Raw genomic sequence first — 22414 nt, forward strand, 5'->3', positions numbered from 1 at the left:
GGCGGAGGCGGCGGCGGTTATGGATGCGTCAGCGCACGTCGCCGTCAGGGCACCGGCACGGGTTCTTTGCGGGTGTCCAGAGCGGCCGGGGTGACGTTCCTCAGGAACAGCACCGGCGTCGCCGCCGTGGCCACCGCGAACACCCCGAAAGCCAGGCGCATGCCGCCCAGTTCGGCCAAGAGGCCCACCAGGGCCGCGCCCAGCGGCATGGCGCCGAAGTTGAAGAGCCGGGCTGCCGCGCCGTAGCGGCCGAGCATCCCGTCGGGGACCATGCGCTGGGTGATGGTGCGGGCGTTGACCGACCAGAGCGTGCCGCCCATGCCGCCGAGGAAGGCGCCGGCCGCCACCGCCCAGATGCTGGTGGTCAGGGCGGGCAACGCCACCATCGCGGTGGTGCCGATCAGGTCCGCGAACATCGCCCGTCGCGCGCCGAGCAGCCGGTTCACCCAGGACACGGCCACCGTCCCGGCCAGCCCTCCGATGCCGAGGGCGCTGAACAGGATGCCGTACTCCTTCGGGCCGAGCTCCATGGCCTGCTTGGCGTAGAGCGGCATGAGCGCGAGCCATGCGCCCCAGACGGCGGAGAGCACGGCGACGACCACCGAGAGCGTGCGCAGCAGCCGGTCATGCCAGAGGAAGCGAAGCCCCTCGGCGATGCGGCTGTTGACCGGGACAGGCACCGCGTCCGGGGCGGGCGCGTCCGGCCGGAAACGACCCACCAGCAGAAGCAGGGCCAAGGCGGCGACGGCGTACGAGGCACTGATCAGCCCCAGCGCGAGACCCGTCCCGGCGGCCAGCAGCAGACCGCCGACGAAAGGCCCGGCGAACTCCTGCCCCACCGTCTCGGCCCCCACCATCCAGGTGTTGGCACGCTCACGCCCCGCCTCGGGTACGGCGGCCGGGACCAGCGCGGAGCCGGAGGTCGATGCCAGGACATCGGCAACACCGAGGACCGCTCCGGCGGTGAAGAGCTGCCCGAGCGTGATCCCTCCGGTCACGGCGGAGACAGTGAGCCAGCCCATGGCGGCCAACCGCATGGCACTCGCACCCCAGAGCAGCCACCGGCGGTCGAACCGGTCGACGAGCACGCCTATGTGCAGGGCGACGAGGAGCCAGGGAAGGGTGAGGGTCAGCGAGACGGCGGTGACCTGCGCGGGCGAACCGGTGAGCTCGGCGGCGAGCAGCGGGAGCGCCATCTTCATCACGCCGTCGGCGAGGTTGGTCGCGGCGGTGAAACCGACCAGGACGGCGGTGTTGCGAGGACCGGCATCTTTTGGGGTTCTGCGTCGGTGGGGGTCTTGCGGGGTTCTGCGTCGACCGGGGTCTCGTGGGGAGCGGTGGCGGTCCTTCGGCTTCGACGTCCCGAAGCGCTTGCCGAAGCTCTTGCCGACGTCCGTTCGCTCGGGCACCGCCGTGGCCATGACCATCCCCTAACCATCTAACGCTTTAGCCGGTGAGACCACTCTGTCGCACACGGCCCGACGTTCGCAACCGGTAAAACGCTTAGGCGGTAGAATGGCGAGAACCCGCGGGAGGTGACACGCGATGCTGGAACCGCCGGCTTCAGCCGTCCTGGTCGAGGCTTTTGCCAACACGGTCGACGTGGAAGAGGCGAGCGACGAGATCGCCACCCCGGCCGACCTGTCCGGCTGGCTCAAGGGCCGTGGCCTGCTCGACGCGACCGAGGAGATCCCCGCCGACGACCACGCGCGCTACGTGGCCCTTCGCGCGGGCATCCGCGAGGTCCTTGGCGCCCACGTGGGCGACACCCCCGACCCCCGACTGCTCGCCGCGGCCGACCGCGTACTGGCCGAGCATCCGGTACTGGTCACCACGCGCGGCCACCTGACCCCGGCGCCGGGGCTGCCCCCGGAGCGCGGGCCCCTGGCCGCGCTGGCGATCGCGTGGAGCGAGTTGGTCACCACCGGGAGTGCCCCTCGGCTCAAGCGGTGCGCGGAGCACACCTGCGGCTGGGTGTTCTGGGATGTGTCCAAGAACCGCAGCCGCCGCTGGTGCTCGATGAAGGTGTGCGGGAACCGCAACAAGTCCCGGTCCTACGCGTCCCGTCAGCGCCAGACGAACTGAGCCGTCTCAGCCGCCCTAGCCGCCTGCGGACTCCTGTCGCGCCCGCCGCGCCTGCCCTTTCCTGGCTTCGGACAGGTAGCTGTCCCGGCCCCAGGGAACCTGCGACCGCCCCGGCACTGCACTACAGTTGCCCGACCATGCCCGACCTCCTCGGAATCAATCACCTGACTCTGTCCACGACCGGCCTCGACCAACTCGTGTCGTACTACACGGAATTGCTCGGCGCCACGCTCGCTTTCGAGCGTGCGGCGACCTCGTCCGATCCTCGGATCGCGGTCCTCGACGTCGGCGGAAACGATCACTTGATGATCGTCGAGACCACAGCCGCGCCGACCACCGATCTTGACCCCCTGGGCCAGGCGGGTTGGGGGCTGCGCGTGGGAACTCATGCGCAGTTGTGTGCGGTTCGCGAGCGCGTCTCTGGTGCCGGGTGGCCGGTCGGCCCCATCGCGACACTGCCCACGCAGTGGACGATGACGGCTCAGGACCCCGACGGACGGCCCGTGGACGTACGCGCCCATCGCCCCCGCCCGGACCGGCCCACGCCGACCCGCTGAGGTGCCGGCGTCGGTCAGCCGCGGAGTCCGACGATGGCCCAGCCCCGGCGGTCGGCCTCGGTGACCACCTCGCCCCACTCCCTTAGGAGCTCGGCGAAGGAGTCGAAGTCGCCGATCCAGCCGGTCGGCGTTGCCGCGTGCCGCGCGAACGGCTCGCGCAGGGTGTGCAGGGACGGGGCCGTCCGCTCCCAGAATCCCTTGATCGCCGCGATGTCCTGCGGTGGCCGCCACATCAGCGCGTTCACGTCCCAAGGGCACTCCCGCTCGGGAAGGCTCCCGGCCGTCTCGGCGGGGTCGGCCACGTACTCCAGGCCCTCCCAGAACAATGCGGCCACGAAGCGGTCCACGGCGGAACGCAGGTCCGGCCCGGCGAAATCCCGGACGTGCTCCCAGCGTTCCCCTGCCCAGAAGTGCGGTTTGTAGGAGCCAAGGGTGCGGGCGAAGGCGTACCTGCCGTACCAGTCGGCGTCCGCTGCCGACGGCCAAATCCACCCCTCCTCGTCGAGATCTGCCTCGTCTCCGAACGCGGCCTCCCGCAAAAGTTCGCCTCGTTCGCCCGCCGGAGCCGCCACGACCCGGTCCCGATCGACGATCAGCACTTCGATGTCCACGCCCATTTCGCAAGAATCGCACCATGCCGGCCCCGCCTCGCACGCAGGTGCCGGAGCCGGTCGATCCGCTCCTCGTCACGTTGACAGGCCCCTGTCGACATGTTGCTATAAGGCGCTGCTCAGCCGGACTTGCCACATGGCTCGCCGCCCGGGCACCGGCCGGATCCACGGCCACCTGACCGGGGTGGCGCCCCGAACCCAGAGCGAGGAAACACCATGCCGCAGCGCGCCGCGACCATCGTCGGCGGCGGGATCGGCGGCCTCGCCGCTGCCATCGCCCTGCACCAGCGCGGTTGGCGCGTCGAAGTCCTCGAGCGGGCCCCGCGATTCACCGAGATCGGCGCCGGCATCTCCCTGTGGCCGAACGCGCTGCGTGCGCTCGACGTGCTCGGCCTGGCCGACACCGTCCGGACTCTCGGCGCCGTCGAGGCGACCGGCGGCGTACGCGACCGCCGGGGCCGCTGGCTTTCCCGTACGGACACCGCGGAGCTGACCCGGCGCTTCGGCCACCCCTTGGTGGTCCTGCACCGCGCGGACTTGCTGCGGGCGCTGACCGAGGCATTGCCCGCCGACAGCCTGCGGCCGGCCAGTGAGGTGTCCTCGGTCCGCGACGACGACCACGGACTGGTCGTCGGGCACCCCGGCGGCGAATCCCGGCCCGACCTCGTGATCGGCGCCGACGGGCTGCGCAGTGCGGTCCGCGGTGCGCTCTGGCCCGATGCGGCCGGCCCGCGCTACGCCGGATACTCCGCCTGGCGCATGGTCACCGAGCCCCTGCCGGAGCCGCCCGCCGAGGGCGCGGCGACCTGGGGTCTCGGGGAGAGGTTCGGCTACACGGCGTTGCCGGGCGGGCGGATGTACTGCTTCGCGACCGCTTCGCTGCCCGCGGGAACGACCGCCGACACGTCCGAGTACGAGGAGCTGCTGCGCCGCTTCGGGGCGTGGCCCGACCCCATCCCCGCCCTCCTGGCCGCGGTCCCCGCGGACGCGGTGCTCCGCCACGACCTGTACGACCTGCCGCCGCTGCCCTCCTTCGTCCGCGGCCGCGTCGCACTCCTCGGCGACGCGGCCCACGCCATGACCCCGAACCTGGGACAAGGCGCGTGCCAGGCCCTGGAGGACGCGGTCACTTTGGCCCACTGTCTCGACGGCACCTCCGATGTGGCCGCCGCCCTTCGCTCGTACGACCACCTGCGTCGCCCTCGGACCAAGGCCATCACGCGCCGCTCCGCACGGCTCGGCACCCTGGGCCAGCTCTCCTGGCCGCCTGCCGTGCTGCTGCGGGACACCGCCGCCCGGCTGATGCCGACGCGGGTGACGCTGCGTTCCATGACGCCGGTTCTCGGCTGGACCGCGCCCGGGGACCGGGAGAGCGCGACAGGGAACGAGAACCGCTGATGCCGGACTGGACCTATCAGCCGCTGCGTGGCGCGGCAGCCGCCGTCCTCGGATTGCGGCGTTCGCAGCGAACCGCCCTGCGCATACTGGCCTCGATCGGCTCCCGCCCCGCCGGTGCGCGACTGATCGCCCGGGGGTTCGGCCACCGCCATCCGCCGCGGCGGCTCGCGGGTGAGATCGCCGGCGTGCCCGTGGCCGTCCGCATGGGCATGACCGTCCCGCCCGCGCTCGCCCGCGACACGGTCCGCGCCATGTCCCCGCTGGGGGCCGGCGTCGTCGAGGTGGCTCCCGTCTCGGCGGCTGACGTGGCGACCGTGCGCGATGCCGCCGCTGGCCGCTCGATCCCGGTGGTCGTCGGGGCCTGCGACCCGGAGGCCGAGGCCGAGCTCAAGCCGTACGTCGACGGGTTCACCGGCGGCGGCGACCCGCACGTCATGCACGTGTGCGACCCGTCGGTCTCAGCGGCGGCGACTGCGCTCGAAGACCCTGACACCGTCGTACTCGCCCGGCCGGCAGTGCTCGTGGCCGCGGGCCCCGGTTGGTTCGCGCGGGTCACCGAGGCCGCCACGCCCACGGCATCCGCTCCTGCGCTGCGCGACGTGGGCCGCGATCCGCGCCGCTGGCCCGCCTGGTGGTGGGCGCTGCTCGTCGGGATCGGCATGACGGGCGCCGGGCTCGGCGCCGCGGCGATCACGCTCGGCCCGGTGCTGCTCTGGTACGACCGCGACTACCTCGGCATGACGCTGCACGAACTGCACGCGGCCAACCACCACCTCGTGCACTTCCTCCAGCACGACCGGATCACCATGGCCGGGACGATGGTGTCCATCGGCGCCCTCTACACCGGCCTCGCCGTGGGCGGTATCCGCCGCGGTTGGCCCTGGGCCCGCGAGGTGTATCTGCTCTCGGGGGCCATCGGCTTCCCCACCTTGTTCTACTTCCTGGCCACCGGCTTCGTGGAACCTCTGCACACGGCCACCGCCCTCGTGCTGTTCCCGATGTTCGTCGCCGGGGTCCGCCGCGCCCCGCACGCGCCACGGTGGCGCCTGACACCGGAGGGGCCGGAGCCGGAGCGCAGGCGGGCCCTGGTCGGACAGCTGTTGATGATTCTGACGGGTGCGGGACTGTTCGTCGGCGGGGCGGTGATCTCGGTGGTCGGCCTGACCGATGTCTTCGTCCCGACCGACCTGACCTTCCTGGGCACCGACAGGCACACCCTGGAAACCGTGAATCCCCGGCTGGTGCCTTTCCTGGCCCACGACCGGGCGGGGTTCGGCGGCGCCCTGATGTCCGCCGCGGTGGCGGTCGTGCTGCTCAGCGCGTGGGGCTGGCGGCGCGGCGAGTCCTGGGTGTTCTGGAGCCTGGCCGTGGCGGCGGCCGCGGGATTCCTGCCCGCCGTCGTCGTGCACGGCACGATCCACTACACCGACCTCATCCATCTCGCGCCGGTCTACTTCGGCATCCTCCTGACCGGCACGGCGCTGCTTCTGGCGCGTCCGTACCTGTGCGCCGACACATCGGCGGCCGGTCGAGAGAACTGACGGTCCGTCTCCCTCACTCCGTCGGGCCGCCGCCGAATCCGATCTCGTTGCCGTCCGGGTCACGGAAGGTCGCCTTGCGGACCCCGTTCGCGTACGTCTCGCGCGTGTCCGGTTTCAGGCCCCGCTCGGCGATCGAGGAGATGCGCGCGTCGAAGTCCCCGACGAACACGGTGTGCAGGGCGTGCCCGGCGTGCTCGGGCCGCACCTCGATGAACACGTAACGGTGTTCGGCGAGTTCCCACACCGCCTCGGTGTCATTGGGCAGGAAGGCCGGCGGCTCGCCGAGCAGTCGCTCGTACCAGGCCACCGCCGTCGTGTAGTCGCGGACGGGAATGCCCGCGAACAGATCTACGGTCATGAGGCCATGCTATGCACGGGGGCCTCCGCGCGAAGGCCCCTCGCGTACGCGGCGGGTCCGCTCCGCGCGGTTGCGCGGCGGGCCGGACGGCAGCACGAAGTATCCGATTCGTGCTTGTTCCGAAGATCATTCTGTTGGAGGCTACCCGCATGCGAAATCAGCCGACATACGTATTGGTACATGGCGCCTTCGCCAACTCGTTCTCGTTCGCGCCGCTGCAGGCCGAGCTCGGTCTCCTCGGGCATCGTTCGGTCGCGGTCGACCTCCCGGGGCACGGATTCGAGGCGACGTACGCCGCGGCCTACCAGGCGCCGCAGGATCTCGACGCGCTCACACAGGAGCCCGGAAGCATCAAGGGGGTCACTCTCGCCGACAACGCCGCGCGCGTGATCGAGGTGCTCGAGCGGGCGAAGCAGCACGGGCCGACCGTCCTCGTCGGTCACAGCAGGGGCGGCATCACGCTCACCGCGGTCGGCAACGCCCGGCCCGACCTGGTCGACCGGATCGCCTACGTCTCCGCCTGGTGCCCCGTCGACCTGGATGTCAACGACTACTACGCCCAGCCGGAGATGGCCGGCGTCGACCCGGGAGCCTTCGCTCCGGCACTCGTCGGGAACCCGGCGGAGCTCGGCCTGCTCCGGGTCAACTTCCGGACGGCCGACCCGGCGACGTACGCCGCGCTCAAGCAAGCCTTCGCCGCCGACCTCACCGACGAGGAGTTCCGTACCTTCCTGAACACCTTCCAGCCCGACGAGAACCTCGATGCCGGCACGTCCGCCGACCGGACGCAGGCCGCCACGTGGGGCCGCATTCCCAAGACCTATGTACGCCTGGCCGACGACGCCAGCATCCCGCTCGCCATGCAGGACCGCATGATCCGCGAGGGCGACGCGCTCACCCCCGACAACCCCTTCGACGTGGCGACCCTTGAGGGAAGCCACCTGCGCTGGCTCGTCCACCCGAAGCCGGCCGCTCAGCTGCTCGCGGGACTCGCGGCGCGCTGAGGGACCGTACGCCTGCGTCGCGGGCTGACCTCTGCGCTACGTCTGACGCTCAGGCCATCAGCTCCGTCTGCATGGCCTGCGCCCTCCGGTCGGGGATGAGTTCGTGGCGGATGTACCACTCGGTGGCGAGCAGCTGTTCCCGGTCGGACGGCGCGAGGCCCGCGATCAGCCCCGGGACGGCCCCGCGCTCCACCTCGGTACGGTGAGCCAGCACCGCGGCCACCTTCTGCTCCAGCCACGGCCTGACGTCGACCGCTGCGGTGACCCACTCGTCCGGCACGGTCCGCGTGGCCTTGCCTGCCGCGGCCAGGCGTCCGCCCCACTCCCGCACGGCCGAGTGCGGGTGCGTGGCCGTGTAGAGGGCCCTCGGCTGCCAGGGAGCACCCGCGTCGGGGTAGAGGCGCTCGAGCCCCGCCGCCTGGCACGCGAGCATGGTCACGCGGTGTGTGTGCACGTGGTCCGGGTGGCCGGGAAGACCACCGTAGGCATCGTGGGTGATCACGATCCGCGGGCGGAACTGCCTTATGTGAGCGACCAGTTCGTGCACGGTCCCGTCGATCGGCGCGTCACAGAACCGTGCCGCGCCCGGAGCCGACAGCGGCACGCGCGCGTCGGCATAGCCGAGCATGCGCGGTTGACCGGCGCCGAGGATCCGCAGAGCCTGGGCCAGCTCGTCGGCTCGCGTCGTGTCCGCGGCCCAGGTCGCCGTGACAACTGCGGTGCGGGCGCCCGCCGTTGCGTGGCGGGCGAGGACTCCGCCCGCCGACAGTGACTCGTCGTCCGGGTGGGCGAAGACCGCGAGCAGACTCGGAGCGGGCGTCGGTGCGGGCGTGGCGGCGGTCGTGGCGGCGGGCAAGTCCTTCGCCTTCCGGTGAGGCCGGTGTCGGGCGGCGGGTGTTCACGGGTGCTGACCGGGGCCCACCCGCCCGTTGTCGGCGAGGCGGCTGGGTGACAGGTCCGTCGGGTCCTCGTCCGCCTCCAGCAGCGTGTCGGCCGGGCCGATGATGAGCGGGTCCGCCTCCCCCACCGCGTCCTTGTCCATCGACTCGTAGTCGACGCGCAACAGCAGATGCCGCATGGCTTCGAGGCGCCCCCGGCGCTTGTCGTTGAACTTGATCACCGACCACGGCGCATGAACGGTGTCCGTGGAACGGAACATCTCCACCTTGGCGCGGGTGTAGGCGTCCCAGAGATCGAGCGAGGCGAGGTCCGTGGGTGAGAGCTTCCACTGACGTACGGGATCGACCTGGCGGATCGCGAAGCGGGTGCGTTGCTCCGCCCGGGAGACGGAGAACCAGAACTTGACCAGGACGATGCCGTCATCGGTGATCATCTTCTCGAACAGCGGCACCTGCTCCAGAAACTCCTCGTGCTGCCGTGGGGTGCAGAAACCCATGACGGGCTCCACGCCGGCCCGGTTGTACCAGGAGCGGTCGAAGAAGACGATCTCCCCGGCGGACGGCAGTTGCGCGACGTAGCGCTGGAAGTACCACTGGCCCGCTTCGCGTTCAGTGGGCTTGTCCAGCGCCACGATGCGGGCTCCGCGGGGATTCAGGCGCTCGGTGAAGCGTTTGATCGTGCCGCCCTTGCCCGCCGCGTCACGCCCCTCGCACACGACCACGATGCGCCGGCCCTGCTCGCGTACGGACCTCTGCAACTTGAGCAGCTCGATCTGCAGGATCCGCTTCTGGCGCTCGTACTCCTTGCGCCTCAGCTTCACCGAGTAGGGGTAGTTCTCCTGCCAGGTCCGCAGCGGCTCCCCCTCCGCGTCGAGCAGCACCGGGCGCTCCGGTCGGGCCTCGTCAACCGAGAGCCCGTCCAGCAGACTCTCCCCGTCCTTGTCGTCCGCGTCCGACGCCACACCGTCTCCTCTCATCGGCCTGTGCCACCTTTCTACCCGCATCGATCGCTGCTCCGCTGAAATCGCCATATACCCCGGAGTGCCCTGTCTCCACATCGCCGCAGGTCTTCCAGCCGCCCGAAGGCTCTCGCCGCACCTCCCGTCGTACACCCATCGGCCTCAACGCGACACACTCCGGCACGCCGACGTCCGGTGCCGCCCGCGCTCACGCTCATCCGCCGAGGTATGCCTCCAGCTCGGCGGCGCCGGTCAGCATGGCTCGTCCACGGCCGGTCAGCCTGTCGCGCCAGTCGCTCAGTGCGGCCTCCAGGGGTTCCAGGCCGCCGGCGGCACGTACTTGGGTGATCAGCGGGGCGATCTGCGACAACAGGTAGCCGCCACGCCTGAGTTGGTGCACCAGCCGGGCGTCGCGTATGTCCGCCTCGTCGTACACGCGGTAGCCGGTCCGCGGGTCCCTCCGCGGGTGCACAAGACCGGCCAGCTCCCACTTGCGCAGCGTCGCCGGCCGGATACCGAGCTTTCGGGCGAGCGGGCCGACGAGCATGCCTGCGGGCCCGGTCCCGGACACCGGCACGGGCTCCAGGTCGCGGAGTGCTCGCTCCACCGCCTGAAGAGTCCGGCGGTCCTCGAGGAGCTGCACATGGCTCTCGTCGATGAGGCGGAACGCCTCGTCGAACGCGTCCTGATGCACGGCCCGCATGATCGACGTCGCCGTCTGGTGGCCGTGGCCCGGCACCAGGGCGAGGAACGCGCGCAGGGCCCGTGCGTGCAGGGCGGTGTAGGTGCGATAACCGTGCGGGGTGCGATCGGCGGCCGGGAGGATGCCGGCCTCCTCGTAGTTCCTGACCGCCTGTGTCGACAGACCGTGCCCGCGCGCCAGGTCAACCGGCCTCAGCCGCTCCCCGTTTTTAAGGTTTCGCCCCATGAACCCGCCATCACCGCAGAAAAGTTTCAACCGAGTGTTCAACGATAGCGTTTAAGGCATGACGACGGACATCAAAGACACCACGCATGCAGTCGAGGCCGCCAGTGTCATGCGGCTCCTCCGCACACGGCCGCAGGTGCTCGCCCTGGGCGAGCCCACCCACGGCGAGGAGACGCTGCTGGAACTGCGCAACGAGCTCTTCCGGCAACTCGTCGAGCAAGAGGGCTACCGGACGATCGCGATCGAGAGTGACTGCGTGGCGGGCCTGCTCGTGGACGCTTACGTCACCTCCGGCACGGGCACCCTCGACGAGGTCATGGAGCACGGCTTCAGCCACGCCGAACTGGGGTTGGGAGCCTCCGCGGCCAACCGTGAACTCGTGCGCTGGGCAAGGGCGTTCAACGTCGGCCGACCCACCTCCGAGCAAATCCGCTTCGCCGGTTTCGACGGCCCGCTGGAGATCACCCACGCCGCGAGCCCACGTCAGGCCGTCACCTCGCTCCACGCCTACCTCTCGGCCCACCTGGTGGACCCAGGCCTGCTGCCCTGCACCGCGAAGACCCTCGACGACCTGCTCGGCGACGACGACCAGTGGGTCGATCCCGCCGCGATGATGGACCCGGCCCAGTCCGTAGGGCAGACGGACGAGGCGAAGGAGCTGCGGGTGCTCGCCGACGATCTCGTGGCCCTGCTCGACGCGCAGACCCCGCACCTGATCGCGGTGACCTCACGGGACGACTGGGACCGGGCCCGCATGTACGGGCGCACCGCCACCGGCCTGCTGCGCTACCACCACTGGATGGCCGACACCTCACCGAGCCGCATGGCCCGCCTGGTGGGCCTGCGGGACCAGATGATGGCCCACAATCTCCTCGCCCTCGCCGAACGGGGCCCGACGCTCGTCCACGCCCACAACAGTCATCTCCAGCGGGACATGAGCACGATGCGCATGTGGGACCAGCCGCTGCTCCAGTGGTGGAGCGCGGGCGCACTCGTCAACTCCCGCCTGGGCGAAGGCGAGGGGTATGCCTTCGTGGCCACGGCCCTCGGCACGCTCCCGCATCAGGGGGTGGACGCCCCGCCGCCGGACACCGTCGAAGGACTGCTCCACGCGCTCCCCGCGGACCGCCTTGTCGTCGACGCCCCGCGACTGGCCGCCGCCCTCGGGGACACACTGCCCGCGCCCCGCGTATCCCCTTGGTTCGGCTACGCCCCGCTCGACCCGGCCCAGCTGACCGGGATCGACGGGCTCGTGTTCCTCCGCGACGTCCGGCGGAGCTGACTCCCGTCCCTGATCAACATGTGGCGTGCCGAGGGGGCTTGCGGTACGACCCGGCCGTCATGCGCTCAGCAGGGCCTTGGTCCCTGAGACCCATCGCGGCAGTTCCCGGGGAGTGGGTGGATCGGCTGCCAGCCGTCCGGAATTCCATGGGGGTGGTCGATGTGCGCCCATATCAGCGCTCCCCCCACGACCCCGGGCACATGCCGGTTGGGTTCCGGCCTCGACATCAGCGTGCCCGTGCCGTGTTCAAAGGCGTCAGCCACCGCCTCCAGGTACTCCGCCACCGACGAGAGCTCCGTCGGGCCGCCAAGTTCCACACCCTCGTAATCGGCCCAACGCCCCACTCCCGACGGTGAGATGTACAGGCCGCTGTCGGGCGCGTCGTTGTCCGCCCCCAGCCAGGGAACCCAGTCCGCCACCGGACGCGGCGCCCCGCCCGCCGGGCCACCGGCCAGGGCTTCCCACGTCCCGCGCGCCTGTACCGCGTCATCCGGCCCCAACAGCACGTAATCGAGGAAGTCGTAGGCCGACAGGTCGCCGTCTTCGTCCCCCTCGACATCGACCCACTCCACACCGCCGCACATGCGCCACAAGGCCTTCAGCTCCTCGGGAAAACCGTGCCCGTGCGCGACGTACAACTGGGCCTCGGCAGCGGTGAGGACCTGTTCGTCGACCGGGGGAAGGATCGTCTCGGCGGACGCCGGGGCGTGAGCACGCAGCCACGTCTCGATCCGCTTCCAGGCCTCGACCACCCGGGCGCTCAAGAGCACCCCTCGTGTGACAGGACATCCAGCACGCGCATCACTCCGGTACTGCGTCTCAGCCCCGCCAGATCCAATCGCCGCTCTCCTCGTACCGCGTCCGTGATCTCTTGGTAGACGGCGGTACGCAGCAGCATGGAAGGACGTGCCGGGCGGGAGAACGGCAGTCCTGCCACCTCGCCGCTGACGGCCCCCGCCTGGATGTCGATCCAGTCGGTGGCCCCCCGCACCGAAAGCCGTTCGCTGACGGGACTCGTCGGGTCCGTGACGGTGAGCGTGAGGTGGGCACCCGACTCGAATCGTACATACGCGGCTGCCTGGACGTCGGCGTCCGGTGCTCCAACGCCCTGGGCAGGCGTCCTCACTTCGCGTGGCGTGCCCAGGATCTGGCAGGCGAGGTCGAGGTAGTGCACGCCTGCGGTGCGGGAGACCAGCAGGTTCGCCTCGGCGCCGGCGAACCGGTTCGGGTCTCCGTGCCAGATGTCCTTCGGCAGCGCGAAGCGGTGTTGCGCCATGACGCCCGCCAGTACCTCGGCCCGCTCGGTCAGGAACAGCAACTCGCACAGCTCGTGGGCGCTTTGGGCCGCAGGCACGTCCAGGAGGAGGTGTTTTCCTGCCGCCACCAGGGGCCTGAGCCATTGGCGTCGGTGCTCAGGGGGGCGGCACAGGGCGACGAGGCGGATCGACTCGTCGCCCAGGACCTGGCCCATGTCGCGCGTTTCCAGGCCGGCGGACCTGGCCACCGCGGCAGCCTCCCGGTCGTCCTCGACCACCGCCACGGGACACGCGCCGACCGTGCCGCCCAGGGCCTGCAGGTGCTGTCGCCCCGCCTCGCCGAAGCCGACGAGCGCCACCTTGATGTCGACCATCTCGTACGGATCGGCTTGCTCTGCTTGTGCCGCTTCTTCTGCTTGTGCTGGTTGCTCTGCCCGATGGGCTTGCTCTGCTTGCCTTGGCTTGTCTCCTTGGTACATGAGCCAACCACCCCTCATCCAGACGCAGATCACCCCCCGGGCCACCCTCCCCCATCAAGGCCCCCCGGTTCCCGGCGGCGCGCGGATGTCAGTGCCCCATGCCGCCACCGCCGTCCACGGGAATGACAGCACCGGTGATGTAACTCGCCGCCGGTGACGCGAGGAAGGCGATGGTGGCGGCGATCTCCTCGGGGCGGGCCAGGCGGCCCAGGGGTATCTGCCGTACGAGGCTCTCCCGCTGCTCGTCGGTGAGGCTTTCGATCATCTTCGTCTCGGTGAGGCCGGGGGCGACGACGTTGAAGGTGATGTTGCGGGAGCCGAGCTCGCGTGCCATGGAGCGCGCGAATCCGACGAGCCCCGCCTTGGAGGCGGCGTAGTTGGCCTGGCCGCTCTCTCCCCGCAGGCCCACCGCCGACGAAACCAGTACGACGCGGCCGAACTTGGCGCGCAGCATCGGCTTGGTGGCCTGCTTGACCACGCGGTACGTGCCCGTGAGGTTGGTGTCGAGCACGGACGTGAAGTCCTCCTCGCTCATGCGCATGAGGAGCTTGTCCCTGGTGATCCCGGCGCAGCACACCAGGACCTCCACCGGACCGTGCTCGTTCTCCACCTCTTTGAAGGCGGCCTGCACCTGGTCCGTGTCGGTGACATCGCACCGGATGCCGAACAGCCCCTCGGGGGGTTCACCCGTGCGGTACGTGACGGCGACACGGTCGCCCGCCGCTTGCAGGGCGCGGGCGGCGGCCAGGCCGATGCCGCGGTTGCCACCGGTGATCAGGACGGAGCGGGTCACGAGGAGCCTTTCTCGAAGTGCTGTGGAACGTGCTGGTGGAGCAGGTATGACGGCTGGTGGGTCGCGGCAGGTCAGACGGCGGTCGCGGCGACGCCCGAGCGGGTCAGCTGACGGCTGATCATGGCCGCGGTGTCCATCACGGCCTCGATGAAGCGGTTGCGGACGGCGGGGCTGCGTACCTGGCTGTGGGTGGCCAGCAGACTGACGGCACCGGCCACGGCCGAACCACGCCACAGGGGTGCGGCGATGGCGTCCCTGCCGAGCAGGAGCGAGGGCCCCAGGGCATAACCGTCCTGGCGGATGCGCGCGAGCTGCGGCCGCGCCGCGGTGACGTCCCCGAGGCACGCCTGGATCGCCCACCCCGGCGGGTCCGCCTCCAGCGGAGCGCGCCACAACGTCTGGAGAATCGCGTGCGGGGTGGCGTGCAACTGCTGCGCGTGGGCGCCCAGGGCCTGCTCGGCGTGGATGCGCATCGGGGTGCCGATGAGGAGGGGTACGTACGCCAGAGCGATGTGCCCGGTGCGTGACTGTAGTGTGATCAGTTCGGCGCGAACAGTAGCCGACCCCGTGCCGGTCGGTGGACCGGACGAGTCCGAGAAGGAGCCGGAGAAGAGATGCGGTGCCTCTACGAGGGAGTAGTGGCCGCGTGGCCCTTGCCGCTGCACGGCCCCTTCGCCGACCAGCGCCTGGACGTAGCGGTGGACGGTGGGGGCAGGCAGGCCGGCCCGCGCGGCGACGGAGGTCAACGGGTGCGCCCCGGGGCCCAGTTGATGCAGAGCCCGCAGGACCGCGAGCGTACGCCCCACGGAGCCACCCCTGGACTCCGAGGGCATGGCGGCGGGCGTCTGCAACGCGAACTCCCCCTTGCAGCTGTGGATCGCCGCGTCTGCCGCAACGCGGTCGGATCTGAGGAGTCATTGTCGCGGCAGCCCCTCCCGCACCACCAGGACCAGTTTTTTCCTGTCGTCGAATTTCAGGAAGGTTCTCTTCCGGTATATGGGCCGGGCCGGGCCGGTCGTCGGCACAGGAGGGGGTGAACGGTGGACAACAAAGCGGCTCTGCGGCAACTGCTGCAGTGGAAGCGGAAACAAGTTGATCCCTCGACCCTCGGCTGGCCCCCGCGCACCGGACGTGGCCGCCGCTCCACCGGCCTCTCGCAGGCACAGGTCGGACAGCTCCTCTACGTGTCGGAGCGGACCTACGCCCAGCTGGAGCGCGGCGAGATGGCCTCGCCCACACCCGAGTTCCTCGACCGGGTGTCCAAGGTGCTGCAGCTGCACGAGCGGGAGCGCATAGCGCTCTACGTCTACTCCGTGGGCCACGAGCCGCCCCATCCGCAGGATCCACTGGCCGGCACGAACGTACCGCCCGGCTGGAAAGTGGCGGTGGAGGGGATCAAGGGACAGCCCTGCTACGTCAACGACGTCGCGTGGAACGTCCTCGCCTGCAACGACGACTTCATCCGCATGTTCCCGCGCCGCGCGGGAGACACCTCGCCCCCAGGGCTCCCCGAACAGAACCTCATGCGCTACATGCTGCTGCGGGAGGACACCAGGGAGCACCACATGGTCAATTGGCAGACGCAGTGGGCGATACCGCTGACCGCCCAGCTGCGCACCGCCGTGGCCACCCACCCGGAGAACGCGGATCTGCAGGATCTGGACCAGGAGGTCGACGCCGATCCGGTGGTGGGCCCCATCTACCGGACACGGCATGTCGCCTATGTGCACCCCAACGGCGACACACGCAAGATGCGGTACAACGCGTACGGGTGTCCGGGCGAGGAAGCGTCCTTGGACCGGTGCTGTGACCAGCACGCTCCCTCGCGCGTGGGCGACGTCACCATGTGTACGGCGATGCCGCTCGGCTCGCCCGGCGCACGGTTCACGATGCTGGTCTTCAAGCCCGACCCGGTCATCCGTTCCGCTGAGTGAAACGGCGGCCCCGGTTCATTCCGGCCGTTGGAACCGGGGCCGACCCGGCGGGCTTGCGCGCTGCGTCCGCCGTGACTGCCGCGCTTTGATGGTCACGCCTCGTGCGCCGAACCCAGAGCGGGTGTGTGTGTTCGGGGAGCCGGAACGGTCGCCCCCGGCCGTGCCACGCATGGTCGGGTGCCGCCTTGGCAGAGGGGAGCCTTGGCCCGGGGGGGGGGACGGCCGCACGCCTCAGGCGACCGGCAGCTCTCGGGGTTCGGTGTGCTGGTCGAAGGCCCACTGGGCGGCGCTGTGCGCGAGTTCGATGACGGTGTGGTCGGGACCTGCGGCCCGAAGGTGCCCGTACTCGAGGGCTATGACGATCATGAGTCGCTCCGGGAGGCCGAGGTGCGGGTAGAGGCCACGGCGGAAGATGTCGTCCATGGCCTCGCGGGCCGTGAGACCGCTCTCGAACCGCAGCCGGATCTCGCTCTGCATGGTGCGCAGGTAGTCGATGTGCTCGCTCAGGTCGCCGGGCCCCTTGAGCCCGCCGTGCCCGGGAACGATGACCCGCGGCGAGAGGCCCAGAATGGTCTCGTTGGCGTCGATGACGCTCTGCAGCGGCCCTGACCAGTGCGGAGGATGGTCCTCGGGGAAGAAGACGTCGCCCGCGCAGACCACGTCGCCCACCCGGGCGATCAGGTCGCCCGCGTGGTGCGCGGGGCCGACCTCGATGAGCTCGACCTCCGTCTCCCCGACCGTGAAGACGTGCTTTCCGCTGAAGGTGGACGTGGGCGGGGTCACCCGGGCGGAGAGGAAGTCGAAGACACCGAAGTGACGGCGCAGGTACCAGCCGAGCGCACCGTCGGGGGGTGTCTCGTTCAGCAGGTGGTGCATCTCCTGGGGGGTCGGCTCGTGCGCCAGGTGCTCGTGGCCGGAGCGGGTGGTGATGATGTCCGCGCCGGGGAACAGGTGGTTTCCCCAGCTGTGGTCGCCGTTGGCGTGCGTGTTGACCACGGTGCTCACGTGTCGCGTGCCGAGGACCGGACGGGCGGCCCGGATCATCGCGTCGGTCAGCGGCTCGTCGTAGGGGGTGTCGATGAGGGCGGCGTCGTCGCCGGAAACGATCCAGAGGCAGTTGGCGAATCCCCAACTGCCGCCGCCGGACGGCATCCACACGTGCAGCCCGGCGGCGTTCGGGATCGGGGTGAGCTGGTTGGGGAGATTCATCGGCGCATTCTTGCCGAAGATGACTCCCCACGTCGTGTGGCGTAGGGCACACGACGCCATGGCAACGGCCATGAGCCGGTGGGGCCTTGGCTAGTCTGCTCGGGTGACCGTCGAACTGACCCTGCTGCCGCGTGTCGCGCATCGCGGGCAGGAGGTCACCGCGCCCCGGCTCCGCGGCCTGCTCGCGCTGCTCGCGGGTGACCTGCGCACGGGATGCGGCATCGAGCGGCTGGTGGCGGGGCTGTGGCCGGAGGCCTTGCCGGAGCGGCCGGGAAAGGCACTGCAGGTTCTTGTGTCCAGGGCGCGGGCGCAGTTGGGCGGCGACGTCATCGCGAGCACACCCACGGGCTACCGGCTCGCCCTCGCCGAGGACCAGGTCGACAGCTCGGCCCTGCTGCTGCACGCCGCCGTGAGCGCGGAGCGGGCCAGGGCCGGGGATCACGCGGGAGGTCTGGCCGCGGCCGAAGCCGGGCTCGCCCTGTGGGACGGTGCCCACGGCGGGTCGGCCGGCATCGACGACCCCGTCGCCGCGTTGCGCGCCGAACGTGCCCCCGTCCGCGCCGCTCTCGTACGCGCGCAGGGCCTCGCGCTCGCCCGCCTCGGGCGGCATGCGGAGGCGGCCGGTCCGCTGGCCGGGGCCGCCGCGGAGTATCCGCGCGACGAGGAAGTGCTCGCCGAGTCACTGCGCTCAGAGGCGGCGACGGCGGGCCCGGCCGCCGCCCTCGCCCGCTACGAGGCGTACCGCCGTGACCTGCGCGAGGCGCTCGGCACCGACCCCGGTCCCGGACTCAGGTCCGTGCAGCGGGAGTTGCTGCGTGCCGGGGCCCCGGTGGTCCGCCACGGTGTGCCGCACGAGCCGAATCCGCTCCTCGGACGCGCTGCGGACATCGCCGCGGTGGAGCGGCTGTTGGGCGTCTCACGCGCCGTCACCGTCGTCGGGCCCGGCGGCCTCGGCAAGACCCGGCTCGCCCACGCCGTCAGCCGCCGGGCCGTACAGCGCGTGGTGTACTTCGTGCCGCTCGCCGCCGTCACCGCCGACGCGGACGTGGCGACAGAGGTGGCCTCCGCGCTCGGCGCGGGCGAGAGCCGGCACGGCGTGGTGAGCGGCCACACCGCGGCCGACCCGGTGTCCGGCATCCTCGGCGTGCTCGGCTCCGGGCCCGCCCTGCTGGTGCTCGACAACTGCGAGCAGGTCATCCGGGGCGTCGCCGGCCTCGTACGGGCCCTGGTCGCCTCCTCGAAGGAGCTGCGGGTGCTCGCCACCAGCCGGGCCCCGCTGGAGCTCACCTCCGAAACGGTGTACGCACTGCCGGAGCTCGATCTCACCACCTCGGTCGAGCTGTTCACCCAGCGCGCCCGGGCCGCCAGGACGGGGGTGGAGCTGGCGCCGGACGCGGTGGCCGGGCTCTGCCGCCACCTCGACGGGCTGCCGCTCGCCGTGGAGCTGGCGGCGGCGCGGGTGCGGGTGTTCTCGGTGCCGGAGATCGCCCGCAGGCTCGGCGACCGGTTCACGCTGCTGCGGGGCGGGGCGCGGGACACTCCGGAGCGCCACCGCACGCTGCACGCGGTCGTGGAGTGGAGCTGGAACCTGCTCACGCGGGACGCGAGGGCGGCCCTGCGCACGCTGTCGGTCTTCCCCGGCGGCTTCTCGGGGGCAGCGGCGGAGCACGTGCTCGGCGAGGATGCGCTGATGCTCCTTGATCAGCTGGCCGCCCAGTCGCTGCTCACCGTCGTCGACACCCCGGCCGGTGTGCGCTTCCGGATGCTGGAGGCCGTACGCGAGTTCAGCGCGGCCCGCCGTACGGACGCCGGCGAGGAGGACGAGGCCGTGGGCCGGTTCCTCGCCTGGGCACGGGACTTCGGGGTCGAGGCCCACGACATGATCTTCGGTCCGGAACCCTCCCCCGGCTCCCGTCTTCACCAGCCCCGGGGCGGTCCCCTCCAGGCCCGGGAGCGGATCAGGGCCGAGCAGGACAACCTCGTGCCGGCCCTGCGGCACGCCCTGGCCCGCGCGGACCGCCCCACGGTCGCCGCCCTCGCCGCCGTACTCGCCGCCCTGTGGTCCACCGACTCCAACTACCCCCGTCTGGCCGCCCTCGCCGCCGACACGGGCCCACCGCTTTCGCACTACCGCCCCGGGCCCGAGTACGTCGAAGTCGCGCGCACAGCGGCGGTGTTGTGTGCGGGGGGCCTGTTCATGAACTACGGACCGCACGGCGTACGGCAGCTCGTCACCCTGCGTCGGCTCCCCGCGGCCCCGCCGGACACCCTGCCGCGCGCCACCGCGGTGGTCCTGAGCGCACTTCCCGAGATGCGTCCGCCCGACTACGCCGTGCTGCGCGCACTCTGCGCCGATGAGCAGCCCCTGGTCGCCGGTATCGCCGAATGCGTGGCCAGCTACGTCTGGGAGTACGAGCACGACATCGACCGCGCGCTCGCCTCGGCCCACCGGATGATCGGCGCGCTGGCTCCGGTCGACCAGCCACCCCTGCAGCTCATGGGCCATTCCCGGCTGAGTGAACTGGCCTTGCGGACGGGGCACGGCGAGACCGCCCACGAGCACCTCAGGGCGGCTCTGCGGGCGCTGCCGCGGCTCGGTGACGAGCTCGACCACATCGGCATCCGCTCGGCCCTGGTCCTGGCCTGCCTGCAGCGCGGCGACCTCGACGAGGCCGAGTACTGGCTGCGGCAGACCGAGGGCGACAGCACCCCGCCGGATGACGACTTCTACAGCTCCGCCCTCGGCGGCCGCGCCGAGCTCACCCTCGCCCGCGGGCACACGGAGGCCGGTCTTGGCCTGTGGCGCGGCGCCGTGGAGCGGATGCACGAGGCGGCCCCGATACATGGCGGCGACCCGTGGCTCGACCCGTGGGCGCTTCAGATCCAGTCCGCGGCGGTGACGGCGCACGCGCACGCCGGCCGGCTCGATCTGGTCGCGGAACCGGTCGACCGGCTGTGGCAGCGGCTGCGGACGCTGCTCGAAGGCCCGCCCCGCTCGCCCTTGGAGCTGCCCGTGTTCGGGACCGTGCTGCACGCGCTCGGCATGGCCGCGCTCGCCTCCGGTGACACCTCCGCCGTCCGGACGATCGCGCTGGCCGAACGGCTGCGGGTGCTACGCGAGTTCCAGCCGACGATGTCCGCGGCCCGCGCCCGGCAAGCGGCCGAGGACGCCGACCGGGCGGCGTACCGCGACGCGGTGTCACGGTACGCCGCCCTGAAGCGGGACCAGCTGTGGGTGGCGGCCCGTGCGCTTATTTCGGATCGCGGTTGAACAGGGCGGTCGACCAGCGGTAGCCGAGCGCGGCCAGCGCCAGGCACCAGACGATCGTGATCCATCCGCTGTTGCCGATCTCGCTGCCGAGGAGCAGGCCGCGCAGGGTCTCGATGGCCGGGGTGAACGGCTGGTGTTCGGCGAAAGGCTGGAACCAGCCCGGCATCGAGTCGACCGGCACGAAGGCGCTGGAGATGAGCGGCAGGATCATGAGCGGCAGCGCGTTGTTGCTCGCCGCCTCGGCATTCGGGCTCGCCATCCCCATCCCGACCGCGATGCAGGTGAACGCCAGCGCGACGAGAGCAAGCAGTCCGAGCGCCGCGAGCCACTCCAGGACCGTGGCGTCGATGGACCTGAACCCGATGGCCACGGCGACGGCACCCACGAGCAGCACGCTCAGGACGGCCTGCAGCACGCTGCCGACGACGTGTCCGACGAGCACCGAGCCGCGGTGGATGGCCATCGTGCGGAAGCGGGCGATGATGCCTTCGGTCATGTCCATCGAGACGGACACCGCCGTTCCGGCGGGGGTGGCTCCGAGGGTCATCAGCAGGATGCCCGGGACCAGATAGGCGACGTAGTCCGCGCGCTCGGCGCCGCTGCCGCCGATGCCCGCGCTCATCGTTTCGCCGAACACGTAGACGAAGAGCAGCAGCAGGACGATCGGTGTCAGCAGGATGTTCAGGGTGAGAGAGGGGTAGCGCCGGGCATGCAGGAGGTTGCGGCGCAGCATCGTGGTCGAGTCGCGTACGGCAAGGGGGAGAGAGCTCATCGGGCGGACTCCATGGCCTGGTCGGGGGCGACAGCGCTGTCGGCGGTGAGGGCGAAGAACACGTCGTCGAGGTCCGGGGTGTGCACGGTAAGTTCGTCCGCCTCGACGTCGGCCGAGTCCAGCCGGTCGAGGACGGCGCGCAGCTCGCGCTGGCTGCCGTCACTCGGGAGTTGAAGAGTGAGGGCCTGGTCGTCGCGGGTTACGTCGTGCAGGGCGAGGGCGGCGGACCGGTAGGCGGCCGGGTCGGTGAACCGCAGCCGCACATGGCCGCCCGGGATGAGCCGCTTGAGCTCGTCTGAGCTGCCCTCGGCGGCGATCCTCCCCCCGCTCAACACCGCGATGCGGTCGGCCAGTTCGTCGGCTTCCTCCAGATACTGGGTGGTGAGAAAGACGGTCACCCCGCCCGCGACCAGCTCGCGGATGATGGCCCACATGTTGCGGCGGGAGCGGGGGTCGAGGCCGGCGGTGGGCTCGTCGAAGAAGATGATCCGCGGGTTGCCGACCAGCGTCATGGCGATATCAAGGCGCCGCCTCATGCCGCCGGAGAAGGTGGAGGCGGGCTTCTTGGCGGCCTGGGTGAGATCGAGGCGCTCCAGGAGTTCGGCGGCGACCCGGCGTCCCTTACTTCTGGGCAGGTGGTGCAGGTCGGCCATCAGGAGCATGTTCTCCTCGCCGGTGATCAGTCCGTCAACGGCGGAGAACTGGCCGGTCACGCCGATCGCGGCGCGCACCGAATGCGGGTCGGCGGCCAGGTCGTGGCCGCCGACACGCAGGTCACCGGCGTCGGCGGTGATGAGGGTGGAGAGGATCTTCACGGCGGTGGTCTTGCCCGCGCCGTTCGGGCCGAGCAGGGAGAAGACGGTGCCGGCAGCTACCGCCAGATCGATGCCGTCCAGGACCGTCTTGTCCCCGTAGGCCTTGCGCATCCCCGTGGCCGCGATGGCGAGTGAGGACGCTGTCGTCGATGCAGCCGATGCAGCCGAGGTCGTCGAAGTAGTCGTTGGCGTCATGCCGCAGAGGTTGCGGCAAGGCGCCTTCAGCGCGGTTTCACCAGGGTTTCAGCGCGCGACCTCGGCCC

General features: G+C 71.1%; 21 protein-coding genes. 8 read left to right on the forward strand and 13 right to left on the reverse strand.

What is annotated here, in order from left to right:
• Positions 1–44: 44 nt before the first annotated feature.
• Positions 45–1421, reverse strand: a complete 1377-nt coding sequence (locus ACWGIH_RS35220; RefSeq protein ID WP_453449719.1) for an MFS transporter — start codon at positions 1419–1421, stop codon at positions 45–47.
• Positions 1422–1545: 124 nt separating this feature from the next.
• On the opposite strand from ACWGIH_RS35220, the gene ACWGIH_RS35225 reads away from it, so the two are divergent.
• Together ACWGIH_RS35225 and ACWGIH_RS35230 are read left to right on the forward strand one after the other, a co-directional pair.
• A complete protein-coding gene (locus ACWGIH_RS35225) occupies positions 1546–2085 on the forward strand; it encodes a CGNR zinc finger domain-containing protein (RefSeq protein ID WP_453449718.1) in 540 nt (179 codons plus the stop codon).
• 137 nt (positions 2086–2222) lie between these two features.
• Entirely contained in the window at positions 2223–2642 is a 420-nt protein-coding gene (locus tag ACWGIH_RS35230; protein WP_453449717.1) for a VOC family protein, read from the forward strand.
• A gap of 14 nt (positions 2643–2656) precedes the next feature.
• On the opposite strand, the gene ACWGIH_RS35235 is transcribed toward ACWGIH_RS35230, so the two are convergent.
• Positions 2657–3253, reverse strand: a complete 597-nt coding sequence (locus tag ACWGIH_RS35235) for a hypothetical protein (RefSeq protein ID WP_453691740.1) — start codon at positions 3251–3253, stop codon at positions 2657–2659.
• A 216-nt stretch (positions 3254–3469) separates the two neighbouring features.
• Here ACWGIH_RS35235 and ACWGIH_RS35240 point away from each other — a divergent pair, with 216 nt between their 5' ends.
• Both ACWGIH_RS35240 and ACWGIH_RS35245 read left to right on the forward strand, forming a co-directional pair.
• Positions 3470–4651 (forward strand): FAD-dependent monooxygenase, encoded by a 1182-nt coding sequence (locus ACWGIH_RS35240; RefSeq protein WP_453449715.1) that lies wholly within the window; start codon positions 3470–3472, stop codon positions 4649–4651.
• The gene (locus ACWGIH_RS35245; protein ID WP_453449714.1) at positions 4651–6192 is read left to right on the forward strand and encodes a hypothetical protein; all 1542 of its coding nucleotides are present in this window, start codon (positions 4651–4653) and stop codon (positions 6190–6192) included. Before ACWGIH_RS35240 ends, ACWGIH_RS35245 begins: the two co-directional genes overlap by 1 nt.
• Before the next feature lie 13 nt (positions 6193–6205).
• Here the strand turns inward: ACWGIH_RS35245 and ACWGIH_RS35250 are convergent, their stop codons facing one another.
• On the reverse strand, positions 6206–6550 hold the full coding sequence (locus ACWGIH_RS35250) for a VOC family protein (protein WP_453449713.1): 345 nt from the start codon (positions 6548–6550) through the stop codon (positions 6206–6208).
• Positions 6551–6699: 149 nt separating this feature from the next.
• Between ACWGIH_RS35250 and ACWGIH_RS35255 the strand changes: the two genes are divergently transcribed.
• On the forward strand, positions 6700–7554 hold the full coding sequence (locus ACWGIH_RS35255; RefSeq protein WP_453449712.1) for an alpha/beta fold hydrolase: 855 nt from the start codon (positions 6700–6702) through the stop codon (positions 7552–7554).
• Between the two features lie 49 nt (positions 7555–7603).
• On the opposite strand, the gene ACWGIH_RS35260 is transcribed toward ACWGIH_RS35255, so the two are convergent.
• From ACWGIH_RS35260 to ACWGIH_RS35270, 3 genes are all read right to left on the reverse strand, one after another.
• On the reverse strand, positions 7604–8410 hold the full coding sequence (locus ACWGIH_RS35260; protein ID WP_453449711.1) for a PIG-L family deacetylase: 807 nt from the start codon (positions 8408–8410) through the stop codon (positions 7604–7606).
• 42 nt (positions 8411–8452) lie between these two features.
• Complete coding sequence (gene ppk2, locus ACWGIH_RS35265; protein WP_453449710.1) at positions 8453–9430, reverse strand: polyphosphate kinase 2; 978 nt, start codon at positions 9428–9430, stop codon at positions 8453–8455.
• 196 nt (positions 9431–9626) lie between these two features.
• Complete coding sequence (locus ACWGIH_RS35270; protein WP_453449709.1) at positions 9627–10340, reverse strand: TioE family transcriptional regulator; 714 nt, start codon at positions 10338–10340, stop codon at positions 9627–9629.
• 58 nt (positions 10341–10398) lie between these two features.
• On the opposite strand from ACWGIH_RS35270, the gene ACWGIH_RS35275 reads away from it, so the two are divergent.
• Complete coding sequence (locus tag ACWGIH_RS35275) at positions 10399–11622, forward strand: erythromycin esterase family protein (protein ID WP_453449708.1); 1224 nt, start codon at positions 10399–10401, stop codon at positions 11620–11622.
• Positions 11623–11687: 65 nt separating this feature from the next.
• Here the strand turns inward: ACWGIH_RS35275 and ACWGIH_RS35280 are convergent, their stop codons facing one another.
• The 4 genes from ACWGIH_RS35280 to ACWGIH_RS35295 all read right to left on the reverse strand — a co-directional run bounded on the left by ACWGIH_RS35280 (position 11688) and on the right by ACWGIH_RS35295 (position 15001).
• Positions 11688–12386: a hypothetical protein gene (locus ACWGIH_RS35280; protein WP_453449707.1), complete on the reverse strand. Its 699-nt coding sequence runs from the start codon at positions 12384–12386 to the stop codon at positions 11688–11690.
• Positions 12383–13252 carry a Gfo/Idh/MocA family protein gene (locus tag ACWGIH_RS35285; protein ID WP_453449706.1) on the reverse strand — a complete coding sequence of 290 codons (870 nt, stop codon included), beginning with the start codon at positions 13250–13252 and terminating at the stop codon, positions 12383–12385. The genes ACWGIH_RS35280 and ACWGIH_RS35285 overlap by 4 nt, the downstream gene beginning before the upstream one ends.
• A 193-nt stretch (positions 13253–13445) precedes the next feature.
• Positions 13446–14150 (reverse strand): 3-oxoacyl-ACP reductase FabG, encoded by a 705-nt coding sequence (gene fabG / locus ACWGIH_RS35290; protein WP_453449705.1) that lies wholly within the window; start codon positions 14148–14150, stop codon positions 13446–13448.
• A 71-nt stretch (positions 14151–14221) separates the two neighbouring features.
• Positions 14222–15001 carry a helix-turn-helix domain-containing protein gene (locus ACWGIH_RS35295; RefSeq protein ID WP_453449704.1) on the reverse strand — a complete coding sequence of 260 codons (780 nt, stop codon included), beginning with the start codon at positions 14999–15001 and terminating at the stop codon, positions 14222–14224.
• Between the two features lie 189 nt (positions 15002–15190).
• Here ACWGIH_RS35295 and ACWGIH_RS35300 point away from each other — a divergent pair, with 189 nt between their 5' ends.
• Complete coding sequence (locus tag ACWGIH_RS35300) at positions 15191–16084, forward strand: MmyB family transcriptional regulator (RefSeq protein ID WP_453449703.1); 894 nt, start codon at positions 15191–15193, stop codon at positions 16082–16084.
• 231 nt (positions 16085–16315) lie between these two features.
• On the opposite strand, the gene ACWGIH_RS35305 is transcribed toward ACWGIH_RS35300, so the two are convergent.
• A complete protein-coding gene (locus tag ACWGIH_RS35305) occupies positions 16316–17293 on the reverse strand; it encodes an MBL fold metallo-hydrolase (protein ID WP_453449702.1) in 978 nt (325 codons plus the stop codon).
• Positions 17294–17396: 103 nt separating this feature from the next.
• On the opposite strand from ACWGIH_RS35305, the gene ACWGIH_RS35310 reads away from it, so the two are divergent.
• Complete coding sequence (locus tag ACWGIH_RS35310) at positions 17397–20564, forward strand: ATP-binding protein (protein ID WP_453449701.1); 3168 nt, start codon at positions 17397–17399, stop codon at positions 20562–20564.
• Here ACWGIH_RS35310 and ACWGIH_RS35315 read toward each other — a convergent pair.
• Both ACWGIH_RS35315 and ACWGIH_RS35320 read right to left on the reverse strand, forming a co-directional pair.
• Entirely contained in the window at positions 20545–21336 is a 792-nt protein-coding gene (locus ACWGIH_RS35315; protein ID WP_453449700.1) for an ABC transporter permease, read from the reverse strand. The genes ACWGIH_RS35310 and ACWGIH_RS35315 overlap by 20 nt on opposite strands.
• Positions 21333–22346 carry an ATP-binding cassette domain-containing protein gene (locus tag ACWGIH_RS35320; protein ID WP_453449699.1) on the reverse strand — a complete coding sequence of 338 codons (1014 nt, stop codon included), beginning with the start codon at positions 22344–22346 and terminating at the stop codon, positions 21333–21335. The genes ACWGIH_RS35315 and ACWGIH_RS35320 overlap by 4 nt, the downstream gene beginning before the upstream one ends.
• Positions 22347–22414 lie beyond the last annotated feature (68 nt).

This window comes from Streptomyces sp. NPDC054872 (assembly GCF_053610705.1).